Below are 24,221 nucleotides of genomic sequence, written 5' to 3'. Positions count from 1 at the left end.
TTTGGATGATAACGAGGCGCAAAAAATGAAAAAGACAGCTATCGCGATTGCAGTGGCACTGGCTGGCTTCGCTACCGTAGCGCAGGCCGCTCCGAAAGATAATACCTGGTATGCAGGTGGTAAACTGGGCTGGTCTCAGTTCCATGACACCGGCTGGTACAACAGCAAACTGAACAACGATGGCCCTACTCATGAGAGCCAGCTTGGTGCAGGTGCGTTCGGTGGCTATCAGGTTAACCCGTATGTTGGTTTTGAAATGGGTTACGACTGGTTAGGTCGTATGCCATACAAAGGCGACACCGTAAATGGCGCTTTCAAAGCTCAGGGCGTACAGCTGACTGCTAAACTGGGTTACCCAGTAACTGACGATCTGGACGTGTACACCCGTCTGGGCGGCATGGTATGGCGTGCTGATTCCAGCAACAACCAGATTGGCAGCGATCACGACACTGGCGTTTCTCCAGTATTCGCAGGTGGTGTTGAGTGGGCTATGACCCGTGACATCGCTACCCGTCTGGAATACCAGTGGGTTAACAACATCGGCGACGGCAACACCGTAGGTGTTCGTCCTGACAACGGCATGCTGAGCGTAGGTGTTTCCTACCGTTTCGGCCAGCAGGAAGAAGCTGCACCAATCGTAGCTCCAGCTCCGGCTCCAGCGCCAGAAGTACAGACCAAGCACTTCACTCTGAAGTCTGACGTTCTGTTCAACTTCAACAAAGCTACCCTGAAACCAGAAGGTCAGCAGGCACTGGATCAGCTGTACTCTCAGCTGAGCAACCTGGATCCTAAAGACGGTTCAGTAGTGGTTCTGGGCTTCACCGACCGTATCGGTTCTGACGCTTACAACCAGCAGCTGTCTGAAAAACGTGCTCAGTCTGTTGTTGATTACCTGGTATCTAAAGGTATCCCGGCTAACAAGATCTCCCCACGTGGTATGGGCGAATCTAACCCAGTTACCGGTTCTACCTGTAACAACGTGAAAGCTCGCGCTGCACTGATCGACTGCCTGGCTCCAGATCGTCGTGTTGAGATCGAAGTTAAAGGCATCAAAGACGTTGTAACTCAGCCAGCGGCATAAGTTATCGTCTTAAGAAAAAACCCCGCATAGCGGGGTTTTTTTATTGTCTGAAGAAATACAGAATCTTATTTTTTACCCAGAAGCGCCTGTAGATCGTTTTTCAGCGTCGACATCTGGTTCGCGTACTTCTCTTTATGCTCAGCATCTTCAATCAGCTGCACTACCGTTTCTGATAACGTCTTTCCACGCCGTTGTGCAAGGCCTGCCAGGCGTTGCCAGACAATAAATTCCAGATCGATAGATTTCTTGCGGGTATGCTGATGCTCGGCATTAAAATGCCGCTTGCGACGCGCACGAATAGTTTGCTTCATCCGGTTCAACAGTTCTGGATTGATATGTTTCGCTATCCAGTTATTGACCTGTACCGGTTCGTTTTCGAGGGTCAGCAACATATCTACGGCTTCTTGCGCCGCGCTGGCTTCGATGTAGCAGGTGATCAACTCGCCTTCACGATGTTTTTTGACCAGGTACTTCCATTTCCAGCCGCTTTCGAGATTTTCCAGTTGTTGATATTTCATTGCGATCTCAGTGTTACCACGTAACTCTGTTCAGAATATCAGTTTTTTGGCAATCTGCTGAAAAGAAATCATATCCTGTGCATCATTACAGGAGATTCACCCGCGGAAATCCCCAATCCTGCTTGGGCAGAGCCTTCCGCTTACGGTATACTCCACGGTTTTACATCTGACTAAAAAACATCAACTTTGACCATTACGAAACTTGCATGGCGTGACCTTGTTCCCGATACAGAAAGTTATCAGGAGCTCTTTGCACAGCCAAAACTCGCAAAAGAACACGAATTCATACTTAGCGATACACAACCGCGTTTGCATTATGCGCTGGAGCAGGTGTTAAGCCCGTGGGCGACATCTCCCTTCATGCTGCTCAAAGCCCCGGAAGAAGCCGAGTATTTGACGCTTCTGGGTGATGCCATGCGCCAGTTACAGCCAGAAACAGATGCTGTTTTTGGCGGCCAGTATCGTATCGCGGGTCATAACATTACTTTTGAACCGGCGCAGCAGGCTGACGATCGTTTTGCCGCAAAAGGCGAAGTGATCACCGCCAACTGGGTCGAAGCGGAGCAGCTTTTTGGCTGCCTTCGTCAGTTTAATGGCGAACTGTCGCTTCAACCGGGGCTTGTCCATCGCGCTAACGGTGGTGTTCTGATCATCGCCCTGAGAACCTTACTCTCCCAGCCGCTGCTTTGGATGCGCCTGAAAACGATTGTGAGCCAGCAACGCTTTGACTGGGTGGGTTACGACGAATCCCGCCCTCTCCCTGTCGCAGTGCCATCAATGCCATTGTCGTTGACCGTGGTGCTGACCGGCGATCGGGAATCGCTGGCAGACTTCCAGGAGATGGAGCCAGAACTGGCGAGCCTGGCCGTTTACAGCGAGTACGAAGACAATATTCAGATTGCCGATGCCGATGATATGGCACAGTGGTGTCAATGGGTAATAGCCATTGCTGCACGCTATGAATTACCTGTTCCGGCTGCTGACGCCTGGCCTGGTCTACTTCGCGAAGCAGTACGCTATACCGGCGATCAGGAAACCTTACCGCTCTGTCCACTCTGGATCAGCAAACAGCTGCGTGAAGTGGGCGTTATTAGCGGTGACGGCGCGTTTACCGGTGAACAGCTCACCCAGATGCTTGTGCAACGCGAATGGCGTGAAGGCTATCTCGCCGACCGGATGCAGGATGAAATTCTGCTGGATCAAATTCTGGTGGAAACCGAGGGCGAGCGTATTGGGCAAATCAACGCCTTGTCCGTTATCGAGTTCCCGGGGCATCCACGTGCATTTGGCGAACCTTCGCGTATCAGCTGCGTCGTGCACATTGGCGACGGGGAATTTACCGACATTGAACGTAAAGCTGAACTCGGCGGGAACATCCATGCCAAAGGCATGATGATCATGCAGGCATTTTTGATGTCTGAGTTGCAGCTGGAGCAGCAAATCCCCTTCTCCGCCTCGCTCACGTTTGAGCAATCCTACAGCGAAGTCGATGGCGATAGCGCCTCGATGGCAGAGCTGTGTGCCCTCATCAGCGCCCTGGCAGAAGTTCCGATTAATCAGAACATCGCCATTACCGGTTCCGTTGATCAGTTTGGGCGCGCTCAGCCGGTTGGCGGGCTGAACGAGAAAATCGAAGGCTTCTTTGCCATTTGCCAGCAGCGCGGTTTGAATGGCAAACAGGGTGTTATTATCCCGGCGCCTAACGCACGCCATCTGAGCCTGAGTCAGGCGCTTCTGGACGCGGTGGAACAGGAACAATTTACGCTCTGGGCCATCGAAGGAATTGAGGATGCGCTACCCTTACTGACAAATCTGGTATGGGATGGCGAAGGTCAAACAACCCTGATGCAAACTATCCAGGAACGTATTGCTCAGGCGACACAGCAGGACGCTCGTCATCGTTACCCGTGGCCGTTACGCTGGTTGAGTTGGTTTAGTCCGAACTGATCGGACTTGTTCAGCGTACACGTGTTAGCTATCCTGCGTGCTTCACTAAAATAAGGCTTATTGAGAACATGGTAGATAAACGCGAATCCTATACAAAAGAAGACCTTCTTGCCTCTGGTCGCGGTGAACTGTTTGGCGCTAAAGGCCCACAGTTACCGGCCCCGAACATGCTGATGATGGACCGTGTCGTAAAAATGACCGAAACCGGCGGCAACTTCGATAAGGGTTACGTAGAAGCAGAACTCGATATTAACCCAGATCTGTGGTTCTTCGGTTGCCACTTTATTGGCGATCCGGTAATGCCTGGCTGCCTGGGCCTTGATGCTATGTGGCAGTTGGTTGGTTTCTACCTGGGCTGGCTCGGCGGCGAAGGCAAAGGCCGCGCACTGGGCGTTGGCGAAGTGAAATTCACCGGTCAGGTTCTGCCTTCTGCGAAGAAAGTCACCTATCGCATTCACTTCAAGCGCATTGTTAACCGTCGTCTGATTATGGGCCTGGCGGATGGCGAAGTGCTGGTAGATGGTCGTCTGATCTATACCGCAAACGATCTGAAAGTGGGTCTGTTCCAGGACACTTCTGCGTTCTGATTGCTGATTTAAGCAACCCCGGAAAGGCGAAACCTCCGCATTGCGGAGGTTTCTTTATTTAAAGAGACGTTATCAAGCTATAAGTACCCTGTCGCCGATGGCTTCTCGCCAGCCTCCCAGCCATTGTGACCTTTGATTTATCGTCTGATAAGGACACATTTCTTTTGAGCGTCCAGCGATTCCAGCCTGATAACCACGTTGATGAGCCCGTTCCAGGCGATCTCGTTTCTGTCTCTTCATGCCTCGTTTCCCTCATTCTTTTGTCTGGTGGAAAGAAAACAGTGATTGCAAAGTGTGCAAGCACAGATAACGAATACCCCGAATATGCCTCAGCGTCAATGTTCGAAATTCATACGGGTGTCATATTTGTGAGCTATACGGAAGATCATTTGTACAAAAAATGTGACCCGGCACAAGTAACAACCTGATGTCAAAACGAAAAAAAAGCCGCAATCAGAACCAGACTGACGGCGGCTTTTTACTATGAATTTTACTTATGGTAGCCGGGAAATCTCTCTGGCGATGCTGGCCGATTCCTGCGCCCAACCTTGTCCCAGGACTTTCACCATTTCATCGTATCCATCTTTTTGCTGCTTCATTTCAAGATGGAAAGGACGCTTAATCAGCTGCCCCTGATGGTTTAGCAACCATTCGCCACTGATCACTACCATACCGTCGTAACGGCCGTGGAAGCCCGTTACAGTGACGTTTAGGGTATCCTGGTCAGTACCGAGAGGTTGCGAGGCGACAACCCAACCAGGAAGCTGGCTTCCGAGGTTAGCCACCAGCGTGTTTCGCAGCTGCTGATCCAGCGGGCTGGCCCACAGATTGTTTGTCGCGATGACATACTTAACATCGCTAGTCTGATAGACCACGCCGTTACCCGCAAGATAATCAGGCACGTTTACCTGTTCAACCCACAACAGGCGGTTTCCCTGGCTTGCCAGGCTTTGTCCGCCGGCCTGAGCTGCAACAGGTAGCTGATAGTAACTCTTGTTCTCTACACCGGAACTGCACGCCGTTAAAAGCAGAGCGCCAACCATCAATAGCCACTTATTCATTCTTTTGCCCTCTTCGGCTCAGGATCCTTTTTATCTTTTGCTTCAAACACCAGCGCGTTGCTCTTCTCGTTGAGCGTTTTCAGAACCGGCTGGAGTTCACGCAATACCTGATCAAGACGTTGCATGTTTGCCACCATCTTGTTGTAAGCCGCAGAACCCGGCTGGAAGCCCTGCATACTGCGGTTAAGTTCGCGCAGCGTTTTCTGCATATCCTGAGGCAGTTGCTGCATGGACTGGCTTGCGGTGATTTTGTTGATGTTATCCAGCGTGGTTTGCAGTCGGCGCATCGTCGCCTGACTTTCGCTGAGCGAGTTTGTTGCAGCCTCGATCATTGGATTCAGCGGCAGATTATTAATCTTATCCAGTGTATCCATCAGACGTTGCTGGATCTGAGCCAGGCCGCTACTCACCGTTGGAATGATCTTATAACCACCAAATTCACGGATACCGGTTATCGCAGGTGCTTTAGGATAGAAGTCCATATCAACATACAGTGCACCCGTCACCAGGTTACCTGTTTTCAGCGAGCCACGCAGACCACGCTCCATCAACGCGTTAATATGTGCCCCAATATCCTGATTCTCACCTATCTGATTAAGCAGACGCTCAGGTTCAATACGGATCAGCACCGGAATGCGGTAGTCGTCATCCAGAACCTGACGCAGTCCTGGAACAAAGAATGGCACCTGACCCACGGTTCCCATGCGAATGCCGCGGAACTCAACAGGCGCGCCAGGCTGGAGGCCACGTACTGAATCTTTAAAGAACATCAGGAAGTCGATATGGTCGGTATAGAGTGCATCCTGAATGCTCTTCTGGTCGTCAAAGAGTCGGAAAGCTGTTTTCTCCGCAACCGGCTGACCCAGATCCAGCCCTTCCGGCACATCAAAGCTCACGCCCCCGCCAAACAAGGTGGTCAACGAACCCATTTCAACACGCATCCCCGCCGAGGTAAGATCAACTGCGATCCCACTGTCTTTCCAGAAACGGACGTTGCTGGTGACCAGCCGGTCATTTGGCGCATTGATAAACAGCTGATAGCTGATAGACCTTTTTTGTGGATCGAAGGTGCTCGTCTCAACGGAACCGACACGATAGCCACGGAATAGCACCGGATCGCCCGCCGTTAACTGGCCCGCTTTTTTGCTGTCGAGGATGACGCGGATCCCTTTTGCATCAGGTGGCGCGAGTGGAGGTGAATCCAGCAGTTGATACTGGCCAGGCGGGTTCCCTTTCGTGCCTGGCTGCAACTCAATATAGGCGCCCGATAACAGTGTGCCTAAACCGCTGATCCCTTCACGTCCTACCTGCGGCTTAACGACCCAGAAGACGGAATCACTGTGCATCAGCTTTTCCATACCGGAATTCAGGCGCGCTTTGATCTCCACATGGGTCAGATCATCGGTCAGGGTCGCACTTTCAACGACACCCACATCCACGCTACGGCTCTTGATGGTGGTCTTCCCCCCCTCAATACCCTCAGCATTGGTGGTGATGAGCGTCACTTCTGGCCCCTGATGGCTATAATGGTAAAACAGTATCCATGCACCGATCAGCGCAGTCACGATGGGGAAAATCCACACCGGCGACCAGTTTTTGACCTTCTGCACTTTAGCCTCTCCACTCTTATTTTCCATGCTCTTACTCTTCCTCATGGCTTGACTCGGGCTCACGATCCCACGATAAACGAGGGTCGAAGGTCATGGCCGCAAACATTGTCATAATAACGACCAACGCAAACATCAGCGCTCCCATAGCGGGATAAATATTCATAAGCCCCCCCATCCGCACCAACGCGGAAAGAACGGCGATGACAAACACGTCAATCATTGACCAGCGTCCGACAAACTCGACAACTTCATAAATCAAGTGCATTCGCTCACTGTCGCGCCTGCCGTGCCCTTTTGCATCCCAACAGAGCCAGGCAATCGCAATCATTTTTAACGTCGGCACCATAATACTGGCGATAAAAATAACCAGAGCCACAGGGTAAGACCCCTCACCCCAAAGCAATATAACCCCCGCCATAATCGTGGAAGGCATTTTATCGCCGAGCAAATCGGTGATCATGATGGGCAAAATATTGGCAGGCAGATAAAGCATGATCGACGTAACCAGCAGCGCCATCGTCCACTGAAGACTGTTTTTACGCCGTACATAACCTTTTGTTTCGCAACGCGGACACGTGTCCAGGTCGGCAGGCAACACTGCGGTACAGCATGAGCAGGAACGCAGTCCCTGACGGATACCCGGCACACCCACTTTTACCGTCTGCGCAAGCGTGGGTGCAGGGGCGATGTCGTCCCATGCCCAACGCCGATCTACGCACTGAAACGCACGCAATTGCAGCACACAATAAAGACACCAGGGAATAAAGCTGCTGCCGATGCCCACATCACCATAGGCCATCAGCTTCACGAAACTCACCAGAATACCGGCCAGAAAAATCTCGGCCATTCCCCAGCTTTTTAGCTGAAAAAGGAAACGGGCAAGTTTGATTTTAAGAGGCGTGGGCATCCGGACACGGTTGACCAGCAACAGAATCACGACCAGACAAGAGGCCGGGACAATTTGCACAAACAGAAGAAAAAAGGTTCCGAGGCTGGCGTAATCTTCCGAGAACATCACACCAGGAATTTCAAGAAGGTCAACCTGGCTGGTTATCCCTCCCACCTTCATATAAATGAAGGGGAAGAGATTAGACAGCAGGAGCATAAACAGAGCAGCTATGGCATAGGCAGTAGGACGCTGCCTGGGTGCGTCCCACTCTGTCGTTAACGTTGCACCGCAACGCGGACAGGTTGCCTTATGTCCGTGACCCAGCACAGGCAGCGCAACGAGCATATCGCATTGTGAGCATAATATATGCCTGTCGGCATGGTGCTGGTCACACATATTTTATCCCTGTTTATGCGCCGTTTTTCAGAGACTCAAGGTACTCCCAGCGCTCAAATGCTTCTTCCAGTTCCTGTTCAGCACTGGAGAGGTCAGCCAATATTTTCTGAGTATAGTCGTGCGACTGCGTAAAGAATGAAGCATCAGCAACCTGAATTTGCAGAGCCTCAAGAGCGCCTTCAAGCTCTTCAAGACGTTTAGGCAGGCCTTCCAGTTCGCGTTGCAGGTTATAACTTAGTTTAGCTGATGTTTTCTTAGCTGTTTCTGCTTTTGTTACAGTAGGTTCCGGGCCATTTTTGGACTTTGATTGTTTTTGCGCCAGCGATTGTGTTTGCTGCCCGCGCGCGTCGTGATAACCGCCCACATACTGCCCAATACGGCCTTCACCTTCGAAGATCCAGCACTCAGTCACGGTATTATCGACGAACTGACGATCGTGGCTCACCAGCATCACCGTGCCCTGATAACCATCAATCAGCTCTTCCAGTAATTCCAGCGTTTCGACATCCAGATCGTTGGTCGGTTCATCGAGAATCAACAGGTTACTTGGCTTCAGGAACAGACGCGCCAACAGCAGGCGATTTCGCTCACCGCCGGACAGCGCGCGCACTGGTGTCATCGCGCGTTTAGGGTGGAACAGGAAGTCCTGCAAATACCCCAGGACGTGGCGCGGTTTGCCGTTAACCATCACCTCTTGCTTGCCTTCCGCCAGGTTATCCATCACCGTTCTGTCCGGGTCCAGCTCCGCACGGTGCTGGTCGAAGTAAGCCACTTCGAGCTTCGTCCCGCAGTGAACGCGACCACTGTCGGCCTGCAACTGACCCAGCATCAGCTTAAGCAGTGTGGTTTTACCACAGCCGTTCGGGCCGATAAGGGCAATTTTGTCGCCACGTTGTACCTGGGCAGAAAAGTCTTTCACCAGCACTTTGCCGTCAACCTGGTAATTAACGTCTTCCATTTCAAAGACGATTTTACCCGAGCGAGAAGCTTCTTCGACCTGCATTTTCGCGCTGCCCATCACTTCACGTCGAGCGCTGCGCTCATTACGCATCGCTTTCAGGGCACGCACGCGGCCTTCGTTACGGGTACGACGCGCCTTGATGCCCTGACGGATCCAGACCTCTTCCTGCGCAAGTTTGCGATCGAACTCGGCATTTTGCAGCTCTTCGACGCGCAGGTTTTCTTCTTTTTCCAGCAGATAGGTATCGTAATCGCCAGGGTAAGTCACCAGCTTGCCGCGATCAAGATCGACAATACGGGTTGCCATATTGCGAATAAACGAACGGTCGTGCGAGATGAAAATAATGGTGCCGTTAAAGGTTTTCAGGAACCCTTCCAGCCAGTCAATAGCTTCGATATCCAGGTGGTTGGTCGGTTCGTCCAGCAGCAGTACTTTTGGACCACTGACCAGCGCACGTCCGAGCGCCGCTTTACGCAGCCAGCCGCCGGAAAGTGACGCCAGCTCCATATCTGCATCCAGACCTAATTGATCCAGCACTTCAGTGATACGGCTTTCAAGCTGCCACAGGCCGTGATGATCCAGCAGTTCCTGTAAGCGAGCCATCTCATTGAGGTTTTTTTCACTTGGGTCGGTCATCACCAGATGTGAAATTTCGTGATAACCCTTCAGGTATTCAGCCTGCTCAGAAATCCCTTCCGCAACGAAATCATAAACAGTACCCGCCACGTTACGTGGGGGATCCTGCTGTAAACGAGAAACAATCAGATCCTGTTCGTAAACAATACGCCCATCGTCCAGACCCTGTTCACGGTTGAGGATCTTCATCAGCGTCGATTTACCCGCGCCGTTGCGACCTACCAGACAGACGCGTTCGTTGTCTTCAATATGCAGTTCAGTATCATCGAGAAGTGGCGCATCGCTGAAGGACAGCCAGGCGCCGTGCATGCTAATAAGTGACATTTATTTTTCCTTTAGACCGCGGAGATAAGCCAGCAGTTATGAATTTGACGGTTACGGGCAAAGTCCTGAGACAGCGTTTTTTGGCTGATTTCTTGTGCTTTCAGTCCCAGAGCGGTCAGGCCGTCGTGATCCATGCGGAATCCGCGTTTGTTGTTCGAGAACATAATGGTACCGCCTTTACGCAACAGGCGTTTCAGGTCGGTCATCAGACGCAGGTGATCGCGTTGAACATCAAAGCTATCCTCCATGCGCTTGGAGTTGGAGAAGGTCGGTGGATCGATAAAGATCAGGTCGAACTGTTCATCCGTATCACGCAGCCAGCCCAGCACGTCGGCCTGCATCAGGCGATGCTGGCGTCCGGTCAGCCCGTTAAGGCGCAGGTTACGTTCCGCCCACTCCAGATAAGTACGGGACATATCTACTGTGGTGGTGCTACGCGCACCGCCGAGCCCCGCGTGGACGCTGGCGCTGCCGGTGTAGGAGAACAGATTCAGGAAGTCTTTGCCCTTGCTCATTTGCCCTAACATGCGACGGGCAATACGGTGATCAAGGAACAGGCCGGTATCGAGGTAATCGGTCAGGTTAACCCACAGGCGAGCGTTATATTCGCCCACTTCAATAAAGTCGCCCTTCTCATTCATCTTCTGGTACTGGTTTTTACCTTTCTGACGTTCACGGGTTTTCAGCACCAGTTTGTTCGGCGTGATACCCAGCACGGCGATGGTTGCCGCGATCACATCCAGCATACGCTGACGCGCTTTTTGCGCATCGATGGTTTTCGGTGGTGCATATTCCTGAATCACGACCCAGTCCGCATAGCGGTCGACGGCCACGTTATATTCCGGCAGATCAGCGTCATACAGGCGATAGCATTCGATACCTTCCTGTTTCGCCCATTTTTCATATTTCTTCAGGTTCTTGCGCAGACGGTTGGCGTAATCTTCCGCCACACCAGAAGGCTTGCTGTCGGCGGATTTCTCTGCAAGATGGTAGTTTTTCTGCACGCAGTCCAGCGGGCCGTTTTTCGCTTTAAACTGGCGGTCGGCACGCAATTGCAGGCAGCTTAGCAATTCCGGTGAGGCGCTGAACAGCGACAGGTTCCAGCCACCGAAATAGTCTTTCATATTGCGACCCAGCAGGCTGTGCAGCGCAATCAGTGCGGGTTCGCTGTCAAGACGCTCACCGTATGGCGGGTTGCTGATAACCGTACCGTATGGGCCTTTCGGCAGCGGATTGGTCAGGTTAGCAACGTCTTTCACTTCAAAGGTCACCAGATCACCGATACCCGCGCGACGGGCGTTGCTGCGCGCACGCTCAATTACGCGAGAGTCGCTGTCCGAGCCGTAGAAATGGGAAGTGTAGTCAGCCAGGCCTTTACGCGCACGCGTCTGGGCTTCGGCCTTCACCTCTTTCCAGATTTCTTCATCGTGCTGCGCCCAACCTTTGAATCCCCAATAGCCGCGGTGCAGCCCCGGCGCGCGGTCAGTTGCCAGCATCGCGGCTTCAATCAGCAGCGTACCGGAACCACACATCGGGTCGAGCAGCGGTGTGCCTGGCTGCCAGCCGGAACGCATCACAATAGCAGCGGCCAGAGTTTCTTTGATCGGTGCCATACCGGTGCGGTCGCGATAGCCACGCAGGTGCAGACCTGCACCGCTCAGATCAAGGGAAATGCTGGCGGTATCGCCATTGAGCCACACGTTGATACGCAGGTCGGGATTTTCACGATCGACGTTCGGGCGTTCCTTATTTTTGCGCGTAAAGCAGTCCACTATGGCGTCTTTTACGCGCAGCGCGCCGTACTGGCTGTTGCGGATCTCATCGTTCACACCATTGAAGTGCACCGCAAAGGTCGCATCAGGGGTGAAGATCTCTGTCCAGTCGATCATCTGTACACCGGTATAGAGGTCAAGATCGCTGTAGACCTTGCACTCTTTCATCGGCAGCATGATGCGCGACGCCAGACGGCTCCACATCAGGCTCTGGTAAATAAGCCGCGTGTCGCCCTCAAAATGGACACCACCCTGAACGACCTGGCACTCCTGTGCGCCGAGGGATTCCAGTTCAGTTTTTAACAGCTCTTCCAGCCCACGGGCCGTACTGGCAAACAGAGAATTCATATCGTCACTTTTACTCATAGAAAATTGTCGCGCATTATAGCTAATATGGCGTGTATGTCCTAAAGTTGAAGGCTTATTTTCATTTCAGGGAGTGTGCAGTGGCGACTTTATCCAGGCTTTTTATTCATCCGGTAAAATCGATGCGCGGCATCGGCGTTTCTCACGCGCTGGCCGACATGAGCGGATTTGCCTTCGATCGTATTTTTATGGTCACCGAGCCTGACGGTACATTTATTACTGCACGCCAGTTCCCGCAAATGGTTCGTTTTACCCCTTCACCTCTGCATGACGGTTTACACCTGACCGCACCAGACGGCTCAAGCGTCGTCATCCGGTTCAGTGATTTTGCGCCTGTTGATGCCCCAACGGAAGTGTGGGGGAATCATTTTACCGCGCGTATCGCCCCGGATGAAATAAACCGCTGGCTCAGTGGTTTCTTCGCACGTGATGTGCAGCTGCGTTGGGTAGGGCCTGAGCTGACGCGCAGGGTCAAGCGCCATGACGCCGTCCCGCTTTCCTTCGCTGATGGTTTCCCGTTTTTGCTTACCAACGAAGCATCGCTTCGGGATTTGCAGAGCCGCTGTAAAGCCAGTGTCCAGATGGAGCAGTTCCGCCCGAATCTGGTTGTTACTGGTACAGAGGCCTGGGAGGAAGACACCTGGAAAGTGATCCGCATCGGGAGCGTGATTTTTGATGTAGTGAAACCCTGTAGCCGCTGCATCTTTACCACCGTTAGCCCGGAAAAAGGACAAAAACACCCTTCCGGCGAGCCGCTGAAAACCCTTCAGTCGTTCCGCACCGCGCAGGATAATGGCGATGTTGATTTCGGGCAGAACTTAATCCCTCGCTCCAGCGGCGTGATCCGCGTGGGCGATGAGATAGAAATTCTCGCGCGCGGGCCGGCCAAAGTGTATGGCTCAGGCCAGGAAGAAGAGTTTGTTGATGTCGAAATGGAACCCACTTCAGTGGTGGATATTCAGTGGCAAGGGCAAGTCATCCGGGGCAACAACCAGCAGGTTTTACTTGAACAGCTGGAACAAGCGGGAATACGCGTTCCCTACTCGTGCCGCGCCGGGATTTGCGGGTGCTGTCGCATCAGGCTGGTAGAAGGTGAAGTGAGTGCGCTGAAAAAATCGGCCATCGGGGATGACGGCACCATTTTGTGTTGCAGCTGTATTCCGAAAACGTCGATACAGCTGGAAGCTTAAACGGCCTGCTCGAGGCTGAAGGTATCAACACGCAGTTGGGGTTTCAGCCTGTCGTTCATCACTTTGATTGCGTCACCTAGTTGCATCATCCGCCCGGCGATTGTCACGCCGGGTTGCGCCAGTAAACAGAGCGCGGCATTTTCGCCAGGCTCTACCACCAGCAAACTCACCTCTTCGGCGGTATCGCTAAGATTGACGCTGGCGGCGTCCCCGGTGACTGGCTCCCAGCTCATGCCATGCGCCTGAAAATGCCAGCTTTTTGGCATCTGCGGTTTCAGAAAACGGATTGCGACCAGCGCGTTTAATACCAGCTCAGCGCGCTGCTCTTTAGAGAGTTCCAGGTCGCGGCATTTCTCTTCAAACGAGAAATAGAGTGCGGCATCGTCAACGCAAAAACCTGACGGCGCGAAAGCATCAGGGGTCAGCATTCGGCGGGCAAAACGAGAACGAAACAACATACCATTGGCTAAATCGAGCATCATGCGGTCATGCTCATCGCAAAAATACCAGCGCCAGTTATCGTCAGGTTTAATTCGCATTTTTCTCTCCCGTCCCCAAACGCCCTGTTCTAAAAATGTCCTGATTGTAGCTTCGTTTATAACATCAATAATAAAAGACCATAATGTTTAAATAAGCAACAATGACGGAATATAAAACAACCAGGGCTGGAAATAAAGCCCTGGTTGTCTGATAAGGGAGAAAAGATTAGATGTGAGTAACGATTTCTTTAATCAACTGTGGGCCTTTAAAAATAAAGCCGGAATAAATTTGCACGATAGTCGCACCTGCCGCTATCTTCTCGCGCGCTGCGATGACAGAGTCGATACCACCCACACCAATAATTGGCAGACGTCCGTTTAATTCGGCTGACAAGGCACGAATAATTTCGGTGCTTTTTAATTGTACCGGACGGCCACTTAAGCCACCGGCCTCGTCACAGTTTTTCATTCCCTGAACCAGAGAACGATCGAGCGTAGTATTGGTTGCAATCACACCATCAATATTATGGCGAACTAAACTGTCAGCAACCTGGATCAATTCTTCGGGAGAAAGATCCGGGGCGATCTTAACCGCGACTGGCACATATTTATGGTGGATCGCCTGCAACTCATTTTGCTTATTTTTAATGGCACTAAGCAGGTCGTCAAGCGCTTCGCCATATTGTAAAGAACGCAGCCCCGGGGTATTTGGTGAAGAAATGTTCACCGCGATATAACCGGCGTAGGCATAGACTTTTTCCATACAAATCAGATAGTCATCTTTACCTTGCTCAACTGGCGTATCTTTATTTTTGCCAATATTGATGCCTAATACACCGTCAAAATGCGATTTTTTGACGTTCTCGACCAGATGATCAACACCAAGGTTATTAAAGCCCATACGGTTGATCAGCCCCTCGGCAGCGACCAGGCGGAACAGGCGCGGTTTATCGTTACCCGGCTGTGGGCGCGGCGTCACCGTCCCGATTTCAATGGAGCCAAACCCCATCGCACCGAGGGCATCAATACACTCGCCATTTTTGTCCAGCCCGGCCGCCAGGCCCAGTGGGTTCTTGAAGGTCAGTCCCATGCACTGCACAGGTTTTTCCGGCACGTTCTGACGCACCAGTGCTTCCAGTGGCGTACCGGTAATACGGCGTAATTGCTGGAATGTAAATTCATGAGCGCGCTCAGGATCGAGCTGGAAAAGGGCTTTACGAACGAAGGGGTAGTACATGAACTCTCCTGGATTCCCGGTGTGCAAACCGGGAGGGGATTATGTGCGATCCTGCCCGGAAAGGGAATTGACCTGCGGCAAAAAAAACGCGCAAAACGCAATCGTTTCCCTCGCAGCACACTTCTTATGCAGTTTATGGCATTTAAATTGCGGATAAATCATTTAGTGGAATAACCCCTCGGTGTCACACTCCTGAAAATTGTTATGAATGTTAGATAAAAGCAAACAATTAGTTATAAGGAGCAAACATGCGTGTCATTACCCTGGCAGGAAGTCCACGTTTCCCTTCGCGCTCCAGTGCGCTACTGGAATATGCCCGCGAAAAGTTGAATAGCCTGGATATCGAAGTGTGCCACTGGAATCTGCACAACTTCGCCCCGGAAGACCTGCTTTATGCCCGCTTTGACAGCCCGGCGCTCAAAACTCTGATCGAACAGCTCAAAGGCGCAGACGGTTTAATTGTGGCAACGCCAATATATAAAGCCTCTTTTTCTGGCGCCCTGAAAACGTTACTCGACCTGCTGCCAGAACGCGCGCTGGACGGCAAAGTGGTGCTACCACTGGCGACAGGCGGTACGGTTGCACATTTGCTGGCGGTTGATTACGCCCTGAAACCGGTACTGAGTGCGTTAAAAGCACAGGAGATCCTGCACGGCGTCTTTGCTGATGATTCTCAGGTTATCGACTATCAGCACAAACCGCACTTCACGCCGAATCTGCAAACCCGCCTGGACAGCGCGCTGGAAACCTTCTGGCAGGCCCTGCACCGCCGCGATGTACAGGTACCTGCATTTAGCCAGCCGCAAGGAGTTGCTCATGTTTAAACACTTAACCCGCATAGGACTGGCTGGGTTGCTGACCCTCTCTGCACTGGCTCACTCGGCGGAAACTGCGCCGGAGAGTCTGCGCATTGGTTATCAGAAAGGCAGCGTCAGTATGGTGTTGGCGAAAAGTCATCAGTTGCTGGAAAAACGCTTCCCGAACACAACCTTCTCCTGGGTGGAATTCCCGGCCGGGCCACAGATGCTGGAAGCCCTTAACGTGGGCAGTATCGATCTGGGCAGTACCGGCGATATTCCGCCTATTTTCGCGCAGGCTGCCGGTGCGGACCTGGTGTATGTCGGTGTAGAGCCGCCCAAGCCGAAAGCGGAAGTGATTCTGGTACCAGAAAATAGCGCCATTAAGAACGTTGCTGAACTTAAAGGTCATAAAGTGGCGTTCCAGAAAGGTTCCAGCTCGCATAACCTGCTGCTGCGCGCATTGCAGGAGGCCGGGCTTAAATTCACCGATATTCAACCGGTTTATCTGACTCCTGCCGATGCCCGTGCGGCGTTCCAGCAGGGCAACGTTGATGCATGGGCAATCTGGGATCCGTATTACTCGGCGGCGTTACTTCAGGGTGGCGTGCGGGTGCTTAAAGACGGCAGCACGCTGAAACAGACCGGATCATTCTATCTTGCCGCGCGTCCATATGCGGAAAAGAACGGTGCTTTTGTTCAGGGTGTTCTCGACACCTTTACCCAGGCGGATGCACTGACGCAAAGCCAGCGCCAGGAAAGTATCACGTTGCTGGCCAAAACCATGGGATTGCCTGAACCGGTTATTGCCAGCTACCTGGATCACCGTCCACCCACCACCATTAAGCCTGTCGACGCACACGTGGCAGCGCTTCAGCAACAAACCGCCGATCTCTTTTATCAAAACCACCTTGTTCCAAAACAGGTGAATATACGCGATCGCATCTGGCAACCCACTGCGACACAAGGAACGAAATCATGAGTCTGAATCTTTTCTGGTTTTTACCCACCCATGGTGATGGACACTATCTTGGTACAGAAGAGGGTTCCCGCCCGGTCGATCACGGCTATTTGCAGCAGATAGCCCAGGCAGCAGACCGCATCGGTTTTACCGGTGTGCTGATCCCTACCGGGCGTTCCTGTGAAGATGCCTGGCTGGTGGCCGCGTCGATGATCCCGGTGACTCAGCGTTTGAAATTCCTGGTCGCGCTGCGCCCGAGCGTGGTCTCCCCTACCGTGGCAGCACGTCAGGCCGCCACGCTGGACAGACTTTCCAATGGGCGCGCCCTGTTTAACCTGGTGACCGGAAGCGATCCGCAGGAGCTGGCGGGTGATGGCGTTTTTCTGGATCACACTGAACGTTATGAAGCTTCGGCGGAATTTACCCACGTATGGCGACGCCTGCTGGAAGGGGATACCGTCACCTATGACGGCAAACATGTTCACGTTCGGGATGCGAAACTCTATTTCCCGCCGGTGCAGCAGCCGCGCCCACCGCTCTATTTTGGCGGTTCTTCCGATGTCGCGCAGGATCTGGCCGCAGAACAGGTCGATCTCTATCTGACCTGGGGCGAGCCACCAGAGCTGGTTAAAGAAAAAATAGCTCAGGTGCGCGCCAAAGCGGCGGCGCATGGTCGCAAAGTACGTTTTGGTATTCGCCTGCACGTGATTGTGCGCGAAACGAATGCGGAAGCCTGGCAGGCGGCCAACCGGCTGATCTCGCATCTGGATGAGGACACCATCGCCAGAGCGCAGGCTGCCTTCGCCAAAACGGATTCCGTGGGCCAGCACCGGATGGCATCTTTGCATAACGGCAAGCGCGAAAATCTGGAGATTAGCCCCAATCTGTGGGCGGGAGTGGGCCTGGTTCGCGGCGGCGCAGGCACCGCGCTGGTAGGCGATGGCCCGACCGTCGCGGCACGCATCAATGAGTATGCTGAACTGGGTATCGACAGCTTTATTCTCTCCGGTTATCCGCATCTGGAGGAGGCATACAAAGTGGGAGAGTTGTTATTCCCGCATCTGGATGTCGCCATCCCGGAAATTCCGCAGCCTCGCCCGCTCCAGCTTCAGGGCGAAGCGGTCGCCAATGAGTTTATTCCGCGAAAAGCTGCGCAAAGCTAAGGAGCGCCGATGTCTGTTACTGCACAAAAATGGCTGCTGCGTGCCGCTCCCTGGTTTTTGCCCGTCGGCATTGTGGCGCTCTGGCAACTGGCCTCTACAACCGGCTGGTTATCGAGCCGCATTTTGCCCTCCCCGGAGGGCGTCGTAGAAGCGTTCTGGTCACTCAGCGTGAGTGGCGAACTATGGCAACACCTGGCTATCAGCTCCTGGCGTGCGGTGATTGGCTTTTCGATTGGCGGGAGCATCGGCCTGACGCTCGGGCTGATCAGCGGGCTGTCTCGCTGGGGCGAGCGTTTGCTGGATACCTCAATCCAGATGCTGCGTAACGTGCCGCATCTGGCCTTGATCCCACTGGTTATTTTGTGGTTTGGCATTGATGAAAGCGCCAAGATTTTTCTTGTCGCGCTGGGGACGCTATTCCCGATTTACATTAATACCTGGCACGGTATCCGCAATATCGATCGTGGGCTGGTGGAGATGGCACGCAGCTATGGTTTATCCGGTTTTGCCCTGTTTATCCATGTGATCCTTCCAGGTGCCCTGCCCTCCATTATGGTGGGCGTGCGCTTTGCGCTCGGGCTGATGTGGCTGACGCTAATTGTGGCGGAGACCATCTCGGCCAACTCTGGTATCGGTTATCTGGCGATGAACGCCCGTGAATTTCTGCAAACAGACGTGGTGGTGGTTGCCATCATTCTTTATGCCCTGCTCGGCAAGCTTGCCGACGTCAGCGCCCAGTGGCTTGAACGTATCTGGTTACGCTGGAATCCGGCCTATAACACTCAGGAGGCAAACGCATGAATACTGCCCGACTGAACCAGGGAACACCGCTGTTGCTCAGCGGTGTGACGAAACGCTACGGCGAAAACACGATTCTTAACGCACTGGATCTGCATATCCCCGCCGGGCAATTTGTGGCGGTTGTGGGGCGCAGCGGCGGAGGGAAAAGTACGCTGCTGCGGCTGTTAGCCGGGCTGGAAGCGCCCAACGGCGGCAAGCTGTTGGCCGGAAATACCCCGCTTGCCGATATTCAGGATGATACCCGCATGATGTTCCAGGATGCGCGTCTGTTGCCGTGGAAAACGGTTATCGACAACGTCGGGCTGGGTCTGAAAGGTAGCTGGCGGGATGAAGCAAGACAGGCGCTGGCCGCCGTTGGGCTGGAAAATCGCGCGGGTGAGTGGCCGGCGGCTTTGTCAGGTGGGCAGAAACAGCGCGTGGCGCTGGCCAGAGCACTGATTCACCGCCCCGGCCTGCTGCTGCTTGATGAACCGCTCGGTGCACTGGATGCCCTGACCCGTATCGAAATGCAGGATTTGATTGTCTCTTTATGGCAGGAGCACGGGTTTACGGTCTTGCTGGTGACGCATGACGTCAGCGAAGCCGTGGCAATGGCTGACCGTGTGCTGCTGATAGAAGAGGGAAAAATTGGGCTGGATCTGACGGTGGATATTCCGCGACCGCGTCGCGTGGGGTCAGCAAGACTGGCGGAGCTGGAAGCAGAAGTACTGGAACGGGTGATGAAGCGTGGGGGAACTGAGTTAGCGCGAAGAAAGGCTAATGCCTGATGCCCTCACCCCGGCCCTCTCCCACTGTACGGTCCGGGGACATAGTGAACACTTGTTCGGGGACATGGTAGACACTTACAACTAAGGCATAAGAACCCGTTTATGGAGTCGCTTATGTCCTGGGATGCGAGAGATACCATGTCATTACGTACCGAGTTTGTTTTGTTCGCCTCGCAGGACGGGGCGAACATCCGTTCCCTCTGCCGTCGCTTCGGCATTTCACCTGCCACTGGCTATAAGTGGCTTCGCCGCTGGGCGGAGGAAGGGGCCTCCGGCCTTCAGGACCGCCCGCGCATACCGCACCATTCCCCGAACCGCTCATCTGACGACATCACTGCCCTGCTGCGTATGGCGCATGACCGCCATGAACGCTGGGGCGCACGCAAGATAAAGCGCTGGCTGGAAGACCAGGGGCACACCATGCCCGCCTTCAGCACCGTCCATAACCTCATGGCCCGTCACGGTCTGCTGCCGGGCACTTCACCGGGCATTCCCGCCACGGGACGGTTCGAACATGACGCGCCGAACCGCCTCTGGCAGATGGATTTTAAGGGCCACTTTCCCTTTGGAGGCGGCCGCTGCCATCCGCTCACCCTGCTGGACGACCACTCCCGATTTTCCCTGTGCCTGGCGCACTGTACCGATGAACGGCGCGAGACCGTGCAGCAGCAGCTGGTCAGCGTGTTTGAGCGCTACGGCCTGCCGGACCGGATGACGATGGACAACGGTTCTCCGTGGGGAGACACCACCGGCACCTGGACGGCGCTGGAGCTGTGGCTGATGCGTCTGGGTATCCGGGTGGGGCACTCCCGGCCGTATCATCCGCAGACGCAGGGTAAGCTGGAGCGTTTTCACCGGAGCCTGAAGGCAGAAGTGCTGCAGGGGAAGTGGTTCGCGAGCGGGGGCGAACTGCAGCGCGCCTTCGACCACTGGCGGACAGTCTATAACCTTGAACGCCCGCATGAGGCGCTGGATATGGCGGTACCGGGGTCGCGGTATAAGCCGTCAGAGCGGCAGTACAGCGGCAACACCACGCCCCCGGAATACGACGAGGGCGTGATGGTCAGGAAAGTGGATATCAGCGGAAAGCTGAGCGTGAAAGGGGTAAGTCTGAGCGCAGGCAAGGCGTTCAGGGGAGAACGGGTCGGGCTGAAGGAGATGCAGGAAGACGGCAGCTACGAGGTGTGGTGGTACAGCACGAAAGTGGGGGTGATCGACCTGAAGAAAAAGTCGATCACCATGGGTAAAGGATGTTAAAAAGTGTTCACCATGTCCCCGAACACCTGTCTACCATGTCCCCGGACCGTACACCCACAGGGAGAGGGAGGGTTAACTTTTATATCAAGCCAAGGCCTTAGCAATCTTCTCGTACAGATCGCCAGACAGATTTTCCAGCCCTTTCAGCTGCTCAAGCGCGGCGCGCATTTTCGCCTGGCGCTTCGCATCGTAGCGTTTCAGGCGGATCAGCGGCTCAATCAGACGTGACGCCACCTGCGGGTTACGGCTGTTCAGCTCGGTCAACATCTCTACCATGAACTGATAACCGCTGCCGTCTTCGGCGTGGAAGGCAGCCGGGTTGCTGCTGGCGAACGCACCAATCAGCGAACGGACGCGGTTCGGGTTGCTCATGGTGAAAGAGCGGTGTTTCAGCAGGCTGCGAACGGTGTTCAGTGCATCAGACGCCGGGCTTGTGGACTGAAGGATGAACCATTTATCCATCACCAGACCATCCTGATGCCACTTGTCGTCGTATTCCTGCATCAGCGCATCACGGCACGGCAGTTCTGCGGCAACGCTTGCCGCCAGGGCAGCCAGGGCATCAGTCATGTTGTCAGCTTCATGATACTGTTTGCTCACCAGGGTGTTCGCCAGTTCGACTTCACCGAAGGCCAGGTAACGCAGGCAGGTATTACGCAGCGAACGCTTGCCAATGTCGGCATGTTCCACACGGTATTCAGCCAGTTTATTCGCGTTATAGACCGCCAGGAATTCGTCTGCCAGCTCAGCGGCCAGGGTGCGGGTCAGCGCCTCACGAACGGCCACGATCGCAATCGGATCGATAATCTCGAACAGCTCAGCGATTTCACCTGCCGACGGTAAGGTCAGAATTTCCGCAGCCAGCGCCGGGTCAATTTTCTCATCCAGCAGAACCGCGCGGAAGGCGTCGGCCACATGCACCGGCAGCGACAACGGCTGGCCCTGCTGATGGCGGTTCACGTTCAGCTTGATGTAGGTTGCCAGCAGGCTTTGCGCCGCATCCCAGCGGGAGAAGTCGTTGCGTGCATGACGCATCAGGAACGTCAGCTGCTGATCGCTCCATTTATACTCCAGCTTCACTGGCGCGGAGAATTCACACAGCAGCGCCGGAACAGGCTGGAAGTAGACGTTATCGAAGATAAAGGTCTGCTCAGGCTGCGTCACATTCAGTACGGAATGCACCGGGTGCCCGCCCTTCTGCAATGGGATCACTTTGCCTTCGTTATCATACAGCTCAATGCTGAACGGGATATGCAGCGGATGTTTCTCTTCCTGCTCAGCCGTTGGCGGCGTGCGCTGGCTGATGGTCAGCGTGTACTGCTCGGTTTCCGGGTTGTAATCGTCTTTGACGGTCACAATCGGGGTACCGGCCTGGCTGTACCAGCGGCGGAAATGGGACAGATCAACGTTAGAGGCATCTTCCATCGCCTGGACAAAATCATCACAGGTGGCGGCACTGCCATCGTGGCGCTCGAAGTAGAGCTGCATCCCTTTCTGGAAGTTATCTTCACCCAGCAGGGTGTGGATCATACGGATAATTTCAGAACCTTTTTCATACACCGTCAGGGTGTAGAAGTTGTTCATTTCAATCACTTTATCCGGGCGGATCGGGTGTGCCATCGGGCTGGCATCTTCTGCAAATTGCAGGCCGCGCATGGTGCGCACGTTGTTGATGCGGTTAACCGCGCGTGAACCCAGGTCAGAGCTAAACTCCTGGTCGCGGAAGACAGTTAAACCCTCTTTCAGGCTCAACTGGAACCAGTCGCGGCAGGTGACACGGTTACCGGTCCAGTTGTGGAAATACTCATGACCAATCACGCGTTCGATATCGAGATAATCTTTATCGGTAGCGGTATCGGTACGCGCCAGCACGTATTTGGAGTTAAAGATATTCAGACCTTTATTCTCCATCGCGCCCATATTAAAGAAGTCGACGGCAACGATCATATAGATGTCGAGATCGTATTCGAGGCCAAAGCGCTCTTCGTCCCACTTCATCGAGTTGATAAGCGAAGTCATCGCCCACGGCGCGCGGTCAAGGTTGCCACGGTCAACAAACAGCTCCAGCGCTACATCGCGGCCAGAACGGGTTTTGAAGGTATCGCGCAGGACGTCGAAATCCCCCGCGACCAGCGCAAACAGGTAGCATGGTTTCGGGAATGGATCCTGCCACTGCACCCAGTGACGGCCGTTTTCCAGCTCGCCTTCACCCACGCGATTACCGTTAGAGAGCAGGAACGGATAAAGGGTTTTATCGGCGATAATTTTGGTCGTAAAGCGCGCCAGCACGTCCGGGCGGTCCAGATACCAGGTGATGTGACGGAAACCTTCCGCTTCGCACTGCGTACACAGCGCCACGCCCGACTGGTAAAGCCCTTCCAGCGCGGTATTGGCCGCAGGGCTGATCTCATTCACGATGCGCAGCGTAAAATGTTCCGGCAGGTTGTTAATGACCAACTGGTTGCCTTCTTCTTTATAGTCAGTCCAGGCTTCGTCATTAATATGCAGGGATACCAGCGTCAGGTCTTCACCATCAAGACGCAGCGGTACTGCGGTCGCGCTTTGGCGCGTGACCTGGCTTACCGCCGTTACCACGGTTTTATTGGCATCCAGGTCAAAAGTCAGATCGATATCGCTAATCAGGTAATCCGGCGCACGATAGTCGTGGCGGTATTTGGCTTGTGGCTGTTGTGTCATAGAAAACCTTATGCATCGTTTGTCGAGTAACGATTCAATATATTCCTGTTGTGTAAAACGCGCTATGCAGAATGTTTATCTTTTCAGGTGCAAAGCCCTTTTTTGCTACATTTTTATAATATGAACTCATAATTTTTAAAATCGATAAAGATCGTCCAGGAGCGCATTAAACAAGGGATGAGCGAGATCGAGACAAAGCGATATTTACGAACTTTAACGAAATTCATAAGGCACTTTTGCCCCACCCATGCCCCACAGAGAAGTTTAGCCAACATCAGGCGCAATCAGCGTTGCAGGCTAATTAATTCAAACTTCACTTCAAAGAACGCCCCAAAAGCATAACTACTTACAGCCGATACCTTGACAGACAAACCTACTGCGCTTTAAATACTGTATATTCAAACAGTATTTGTGAGAGGTGTTTATGTTCGTTGAACTCGTTTATGACAAAAGAAATTTTGATGGTTTGCCTAGCGCCAGAGACATCATTCTTGGCGAATTAAGCAAAAGAGTGCACCGTATTTTTCCAGATGCTGATGTTCGGGTTAAACCGATGATGACTCTGCCGGCTATCAATACTGACGCCAGCAAGCATGAGAAGGAACAGATAAGCAGGGTTGTGCAGGAGATGTTTGAAGAAGCTGATATGTGGCTTGAAGCTTAGTCTTCACTCAATGGTCTTCAATACCAGCAGGCAGTCATCTGATGATATGCCTGCCTGTTA

21 protein-coding genes are annotated in these 24,221 nt (G+C 53.4%); 11 read left to right on the top strand and 10 right to left on the bottom strand.

The window, feature by feature from the left end:
* Positions 1-25: 25 nt before the first annotated feature.
* A complete protein-coding gene (gene ompA, locus HV107_RS18860) occupies positions 26-1,081 on the top strand; it encodes a porin OmpA (RefSeq protein ID WP_182060338.1) in 1,056 nt (351 codons plus the stop codon).
* Between the two features lie 65 nt (positions 1,082-1,146).
* Here ompA and matP read toward each other — a convergent pair whose 3' ends face one another.
* Positions 1,147-1,599, bottom strand: a complete 453-nt coding sequence (gene matP, locus HV107_RS18855; RefSeq protein ID WP_182060337.1) for a macrodomain Ter protein MatP — start codon at positions 1,597-1,599, stop codon at positions 1,147-1,149.
* Positions 1,600-1,785: 186 nt separating this feature from the next.
* Here matP and HV107_RS18850 point away from each other — a divergent pair, with 186 nt between their 5' ends.
* Both HV107_RS18850 and fabA read left to right on the top strand, forming a co-directional pair.
* On the top strand, positions 1,786-3,546 hold the full coding sequence (locus tag HV107_RS18850) for a Lon protease family protein (RefSeq protein WP_182060336.1): 1,761 nt from the start codon (positions 1,786-1,788) through the stop codon (positions 3,544-3,546).
* A gap of 68 nt (positions 3,547-3,614) precedes the next feature.
* The gene (fabA, locus tag HV107_RS18845) at positions 3,615-4,133 is read left to right on the top strand and encodes a bifunctional 3-hydroxydecanoyl-ACP dehydratase/trans-2-decenoyl-ACP isomerase (RefSeq protein WP_013097260.1); all 519 of its coding nucleotides are present in this window, start codon (positions 3,615-3,617) and stop codon (positions 4,131-4,133) included.
* Positions 4,134-4,205: 72 nt separating this feature from the next.
* Here the strand turns inward: fabA and rmf are convergent, their stop codons facing one another.
* The 6 genes from rmf to rlmKL form a co-directional block, all read right to left on the bottom strand.
* Complete coding sequence (gene rmf / locus HV107_RS18840) at positions 4,206-4,373, bottom strand: ribosome modulation factor (RefSeq protein WP_014069623.1); 168 nt, start codon at positions 4,371-4,373, stop codon at positions 4,206-4,208.
* Positions 4,374-4,627: 254 nt separating this feature from the next.
* Complete coding sequence (gene pqiC / locus HV107_RS18835; protein ID WP_182060335.1) at positions 4,628-5,194, bottom strand: membrane integrity-associated transporter subunit PqiC; 567 nt, start codon at positions 5,192-5,194, stop codon at positions 4,628-4,630.
* On the bottom strand, positions 5,191-6,831 hold the full coding sequence (gene pqiB / locus HV107_RS18830; RefSeq protein WP_182060334.1) for an intermembrane transport protein PqiB: 1,641 nt from the start codon (positions 6,829-6,831) through the stop codon (positions 5,191-5,193). Before pqiB ends, pqiC begins: the two co-directional genes overlap by 4 nt.
* 4 nt (positions 6,832-6,835) lie before the next feature.
* Positions 6,836-8,089, bottom strand: a complete 1,254-nt coding sequence (pqiA, locus tag HV107_RS18825) for a membrane integrity-associated transporter subunit PqiA (RefSeq protein ID WP_182060333.1) — start codon at positions 8,087-8,089, stop codon at positions 6,836-6,838.
* Positions 8,090-8,102: 13 nt separating this feature from the next.
* Positions 8,103-10,010, bottom strand: a complete 1,908-nt coding sequence (locus HV107_RS18820) for an ABC transporter ATP-binding protein (RefSeq protein WP_182060332.1) — start codon at positions 10,008-10,010, stop codon at positions 8,103-8,105.
* 11 nt (positions 10,011-10,021) lie between these two features.
* Positions 10,022-12,130, bottom strand: a complete 2,109-nt coding sequence (gene rlmKL, locus HV107_RS18815; RefSeq protein WP_182063545.1) for a bifunctional 23S rRNA (guanine(2069)-N(7))-methyltransferase RlmK/23S rRNA (guanine(2445)-N(2))-methyltransferase RlmL — start codon at positions 12,128-12,130, stop codon at positions 10,022-10,024.
* A gap of 98 nt (positions 12,131-12,228) precedes the next feature.
* On the opposite strand from rlmKL, the gene HV107_RS18810 reads away from it, so the two are divergent.
* Complete coding sequence (locus HV107_RS18810; RefSeq protein WP_182060331.1) at positions 12,229-13,338, top strand: YcbX family protein; 1,110 nt, start codon at positions 12,229-12,231, stop codon at positions 13,336-13,338.
* Here HV107_RS18810 and zapC read toward each other — a convergent pair.
* Together zapC and pyrD are read right to left on the bottom strand one after the other, a co-directional pair.
* Positions 13,335-13,877 (bottom strand): cell division protein ZapC, encoded by a 543-nt coding sequence (zapC, locus tag HV107_RS18805; RefSeq protein ID WP_182060330.1) that lies wholly within the window; start codon positions 13,875-13,877, stop codon positions 13,335-13,337. The genes HV107_RS18810 and zapC overlap by 4 nt on opposite strands.
* Positions 13,878-14,043: 166 nt before the next feature.
* Positions 14,044-15,054, bottom strand: coding sequence for a quinone-dependent dihydroorotate dehydrogenase (gene pyrD / locus HV107_RS18800; protein WP_182060329.1), 1,011 nt, complete (start codon positions 15,052-15,054; stop codon positions 14,044-14,046).
* 248 nt (positions 15,055-15,302) lie between these two features.
* Here pyrD and ssuE point away from each other — a divergent pair, with 248 nt between their 5' ends.
* From ssuE to HV107_RS18770, 6 genes are all read left to right on the top strand, one after another.
* The gene (gene ssuE / locus HV107_RS18795) at positions 15,303-15,878 is read left to right on the top strand and encodes an NADPH-dependent FMN reductase (protein ID WP_182060328.1); all 576 of its coding nucleotides are present in this window, start codon (positions 15,303-15,305) and stop codon (positions 15,876-15,878) included.
* Positions 15,871-16,833 carry a sulfonate ABC transporter substrate-binding protein gene (locus tag HV107_RS18790; protein ID WP_220458413.1) on the top strand — a complete coding sequence of 321 codons (963 nt, stop codon included), beginning with the start codon at positions 15,871-15,873 and terminating at the stop codon, positions 16,831-16,833. The genes ssuE and HV107_RS18790 overlap by 8 nt, the downstream gene beginning before the upstream one ends.
* Complete coding sequence (gene ssuD / locus HV107_RS18785; RefSeq protein WP_182060327.1) at positions 16,830-17,975, top strand: FMNH2-dependent alkanesulfonate monooxygenase; 1,146 nt, start codon at positions 16,830-16,832, stop codon at positions 17,973-17,975. Before HV107_RS18790 ends, ssuD begins: the two co-directional genes overlap by 4 nt.
* A gap of 9 nt (positions 17,976-17,984) precedes the next feature.
* Positions 17,985-18,776, top strand: a complete 792-nt coding sequence (gene ssuC / locus HV107_RS18780; protein WP_182060326.1) for an aliphatic sulfonate ABC transporter permease SsuC — start codon at positions 17,985-17,987, stop codon at positions 18,774-18,776.
* A complete protein-coding gene (gene ssuB / locus HV107_RS18775) occupies positions 18,773-19,543 on the top strand; it encodes an aliphatic sulfonates ABC transporter ATP-binding protein (RefSeq protein WP_182060325.1) in 771 nt (256 codons plus the stop codon). The genes ssuC and ssuB overlap by 4 nt, the downstream gene beginning before the upstream one ends.
* Before the next feature lie 102 nt (positions 19,544-19,645).
* Positions 19,646-20,800 carry an IS481 family transposase gene (locus tag HV107_RS18770; protein ID WP_182059485.1) on the top strand — a complete coding sequence of 385 codons (1,155 nt, stop codon included), beginning with the start codon at positions 19,646-19,648 and terminating at the stop codon, positions 20,798-20,800.
* A gap of 84 nt (positions 20,801-20,884) precedes the next feature.
* Here the strand turns inward: HV107_RS18770 and pepN are convergent, their stop codons facing one another.
* Positions 20,885-23,497, bottom strand: a complete 2,613-nt coding sequence (pepN, locus tag HV107_RS18765; protein ID WP_182060324.1) for an aminopeptidase N — start codon at positions 23,495-23,497, stop codon at positions 20,885-20,887.
* A 424-nt stretch (positions 23,498-23,921) separates the two neighbouring features.
* Between pepN and HV107_RS18760 the strand changes: the two genes are divergently transcribed.
* Positions 23,922-24,161: a DinI family protein gene (locus HV107_RS18760; RefSeq protein ID WP_182060323.1), complete on the top strand. Its 240-nt coding sequence runs from the start codon at positions 23,922-23,924 to the stop codon at positions 24,159-24,161.
* Positions 24,162-24,221 lie beyond the last annotated feature (60 nt).

This window comes from Enterobacter sp. RHBSTW-00175 (genome assembly GCF_013927005.1).
GTDB lineage: Bacteria > Pseudomonadota > Gammaproteobacteria > Enterobacterales > Enterobacteriaceae > Enterobacter.
This window is presented reverse-complemented; position numbering and strand designations above follow the sequence as displayed.